The organism is Fulvivirga aurantia (assembly GCF_009711475.1).
Lineage (GTDB): Bacteria > Bacteroidota > Bacteroidia > Cytophagales > Cyclobacteriaceae > Fulvivirga > Fulvivirga aurantia.
The window spans coordinates 1-3,478 of sequence record NZ_SMMD01000513.1; the positions used below are offsets into that span (position 1 = coordinate 1).

2 protein-coding genes are annotated in these 3,478 nt (G+C 39.6%); both read right to left on the bottom strand.

Annotation, left to right across the window (positions count from 1 at the left end; all coding sequences use genetic code 11):
• Positions 1–830, bottom strand: an 830-nt coding sequence (locus E1176_RS03855; RefSeq protein ID WP_343030502.1) for a mechanosensitive ion channel family protein, incomplete at its 3' end; no start/stop codon positions are given.
• A 1-nt stretch (position 831) separates the two neighbouring features.
• The coding region (locus tag E1176_RS20485) for a hypothetical protein (protein ID WP_222933077.1) at positions 832–3,478 on the bottom strand (2,647 nt) is incomplete at its 5' end.

Sequence of the window (3,478 nt, forward strand, 5' to 3'; positions counted from 1 at the left end):
GACCTTCTTTCTTTCACTTCGTTGAAAAAAAGTACCGTGATAGGCTTGTTGAGAAAGATATAGCGCGACACTTGTGCTGATTCAATGGCAATTTTCCTTACTTGCTCGGTGTCAATAGTTATTGGCAAGTATATTTCTGCCACTACCTGGCAGTTGGCCTCAGCCACGTTAGAGTTTGACACGGATTTATTCATCAACTCTCCATTAGGTACACTTACGAGTGAATCGTCAGGTGTTACTATTCTGGTAGATCTTAGGCCAATCTGTACAACCTCTCCATAATAATCGCCAACTTCTATTTTATCACCTACCTGAAAGGGCCGGTCAAATAATATCATAATACCGCCAAAGACATTTTTGAGTATGTCTTGAGCAGCAAAGCCCACAGCAATACCTACAGAGGCTGTTACCGCTATTACCGTCTCAATTGGTGGCTGAAAAATACCAGCGATGATTATAAACAAGACGAAAATCCAACCAGCGATCTTTATAATCGGTACTAATCCCTTGATTGTAATTCGATAATTGGTACTGCGTTCAGCGATTCGCTCGATCAGACGCGTCAAAAATCTGATAATGAAGTAGCCTGCCAAGGCAAATACTACTGTCCAGAAAATCTTACCGAAAGAAACAATGTCTTTGATTGACGGCATCTCATCTTTGATGCTATCTCCCTCGTCAGCTGCTTTTTTGGCTTGAACCGTACTGTCTGCAGACGCCACTACTTTATCTGCAGCTGCAGCTACAGAATCTATTACTGCCTGTGCAGAAAGTGCCTGAGACACCAATAACAGGACAAAAACGATGAATATATATTGTGATGTTCTCACTTTAGTGAATGATATTTTTAGATTTTAATAATGCCACTGTCTGCCTATACAACAGTGGGTTTATCAGATAATATCCATTATTCTCCACGAGTATTCCGTCTTCAAACAATGGATAAAGTATCGCGCGACATCTCACCAAACTCTTGTTTAGACATTTGCAAAATTCCTCTTCCGATAGTCCATCATGTAGTAGCAAATAGGTAAGCGCGTGTAGTTTATCTAATGGCAAACTGCTCATAAAGCCAAAATCTAAATCTTTGAGAGAAGCAATATGTATCGTATTGTCACTCACCTCTTTGGTAGATCTTAGCCAGTAAACCAATGCCAAACCGATGTTACTCTTTACAATCTTATTCAGGTCATTAAAGTATTCTTTGTGAAGCTGCTCTTGTCTTTCTTTTTCACCGAGCTTCTTAAATTTCTTACTATTGAGGTGGTTGGTCGCTGGCTCAAACTGCAAATTATAACCACTCACCTGATGCCTTTTTGTAATGATTTTTGTGATAATCTCATCCTCAAACTCATTCATAGCTATTTGGTAGCCAAAATGCTCTGAGAGCCTGATCGTCTTATCTAAATAAGACCAGGCATAGATGGTGCAGGTTGTCACCCAAAATACGTGTTTACTGGTAAGAGAAATAATCTCAGCCAAAATGATGAGCGCCTCAAATCCATTTACTCTTTTCAAATAATGTTTTTGGAGGTTTTCTAATATCAGGACTTTCTTACTTCCAGCGTTGAGGTGAGCCACCAGCTTATCTACATTGTCAAACTTTTTACCGAGAGACTCTGAGAAAAAAGCCAACAAGTCGTCTGAAGACTCGAGGGAACGCTTGCTATCGAGTCGAATCATTTCGCATGAAGTAGATAGTTCTTTGCTGAAAAAATTGAGCAGCGTAGTAACTCCAGTGCCTTTTTCACCAGTGATTACTGTTGCCGCAAAACGCCCTTTCATAAAATTATTGTACGCGTTGTTGAGCTCGTTTAATTCAGTCTTTCTGCCTTCAAATAGGTTACTGTCTTGCAATGGAATGCTCTTGAAAAGCCTCTGATAAACAAACGGCAACCTTTCCACAGCCAGTTGAGCTTCGGCTAAAAAGTCTGCAATCTCGGTAGATATGGCAGTGGTCTGCTTAGACAGGCCATACTTCTTAAATAAGCCCTGAACCAGGTTATTACCTTTATTATAATTATTCTTAATCAGCCCCCAGACAATAGGTACTATATTCCTAAAGCGTCTGGCCCACTCATCTTTTAGCCGTTTACTACGCTCAATAGCTTTTGCTTTAGCTATCCTTACGCGTATCTCATAGATGTTTTCATTATCGGTAAACTGCTCCAGGCTGCTGTTGAGCTTTTGTAAACTGATGTATAAATCTTTGTTTACTGTGTTTCTTATCGCCTCAAGGTGCTCAGACAAAGCCTGTGTTTTATTGATGGTACGGTCAATGCCTTCTATAGCAACATCATAAGGTTTGTTTTTCTTGTCATCCTCTCCGATAAGCGACATTGCAGACTCTATGTTAAAAGCTGCTATCTGACTCAACTGAAAAAGCTCTTGCTGCAAATCGTTGATTTTTGCCGTAATTTCTACTTTGCAAGACTTAATTGCTGCTTGAAACCTGGGCCATGATTCAAAATTGATCAACTCTCTTGGTGAGATATAGTGCAGTGAAGACGACCTGGTAGGCTCATCATATTTTACACCTTTTACTATAGCTCTACGCTCCTCGAGCTGCTTCATCTCCAGTTTTAAACTAGCTTCAATACTGTTGATTAATGAAGGTAGGTCTTGAGATAAAATAACTTCACTGGCCTGAGCGACCAATTTGTCTTCTAATTGTCTGTTTACTTTTTCTCGCTGAGTTTCGAGCAACGCTTTTAAATCTTTGTCATCAGCATCGCTATGCTTTTCCAGCTCCTGTTTATACTGAGAAAGCTCATCGTAGATTTTATCAATCTCAGCTTGTACATTCTTTTTAAGCCTACGCTCGACAATTGTTGTGTTTTTATGAAAAGACTCTAGGCCTTTGTAGATCATTCCATAGAGCTCAGCATCGATCTCCCAGTCATCGGAAAGTATGATCACTGTATTGTTCCAGGCCTTAGTCTTAGACAAATACCCCTGATTGATTTTATAGTGAAGCTTGGCTGTTTTAGCCGCATTAAATTGCCTGTTTGATAACTCAAAAGTACCTACCTTATAATAGGCATCTTCAAACTGCTCAGCCTGTTTTTGTAAAATATCATGAGCAAGTGCCTTCATTTCTTCTTTGCACTTCTCCAACATTGCCAAAGAATCTGGCACACGCTGAGATACCTCCACTGCCAGGCTGATATCCTTTTCCTCACCAATAAAATTGTCTATTACATGATCGATTTGCTCATCGATTTGCCACACCAATAAGGTAGTCTGATTAATCGCCTTATAATAATGATCAAGCAGATCACTCAGACCCTGAGATAATTTCTCTTTAAAATAAAACCGGGTGAGATTTCTAAGCTTGATTTGATGGTGTGCTGGTGGTCTTTGTTTTACAGGCTTTTTAAATAATTTACGAAAGAAGTTACCTGTAGCTAAAGGCCAGCCTCCTATTTTCCTAAAAATACGCTTAAACCATTTCCCCCTTTTTATGAGAAAGGTGTCA